The following is a 598-nucleotide window of genomic DNA, read 5'->3' on the forward strand; positions in this document are numbered from 1 at the left end:
AGCCAGGTGCCGCCGCCGGTGTGGGCTTTGCCGGTGCCGGCTTCTAGCTCGGCCAGGGTGGTGGAGACGATGGTGGTGGCCGGTAGGCCGTTGTGTTGGCCGAGGTCGCCGCTGGCCAGCAGGGCGCGGCCCATTGCGGTCAGGGCGTCGTGGTTGCGTTGCCCGGCGCTGCGGGCATCGGTGTCGATCGCGGTTTGCGAGGGTGTGCCGGCCACACATGGGGTGGGGTCGTCGGTGTTGCACATGCCCGGGGCGGCCCAGCGGGCCAGCACGGCATCGAGGGTGGCGCGGGCTTGCGGATCGAGGTGGCCCTTGATCGCACTCATGCCGTCGCGGTCTTGCGGGCCGAGCACCAGGGTGCGGCGTTTGGCGCGTTCGGCGTCGGTGTAGTTGCCGTCGGGGTGTAGGTGATCGGCCATGCGCCCGGCGAGTTTGGCCAGTTGTTCGGGCCGGTATTGGCCGGCCAGCTCGGTGAGTTCGGCTTCGGCCTGCACCAAAGTTGCGGTGTCGATGCCCTCGGGTAGGTAGTCGAAGAATTTGCGGATCACGTCGATGTGGGCGGCCCCGATCGCGCCGGCGCGTTGGGCGGCGGCCACCT

The 598-nt window shown here is 70.1% G+C and carries 1 protein-coding gene; it reads right to left on the minus strand.

Annotation, left to right across the window (positions count from 1 at the left end):
• Positions 1–598 (minus strand): DUF222 domain-containing protein (locus A5771_RS04955; protein WP_207545389.1); only part of this gene is annotated, 598 nt, incomplete at both ends.

Source organism: Mycolicibacter sinensis, from assembly GCF_001667375.1.
Lineage (GTDB): Bacteria > Actinomycetota > Actinomycetes > Mycobacteriales > Mycobacteriaceae > Mycobacterium > Mycobacterium sinense_A.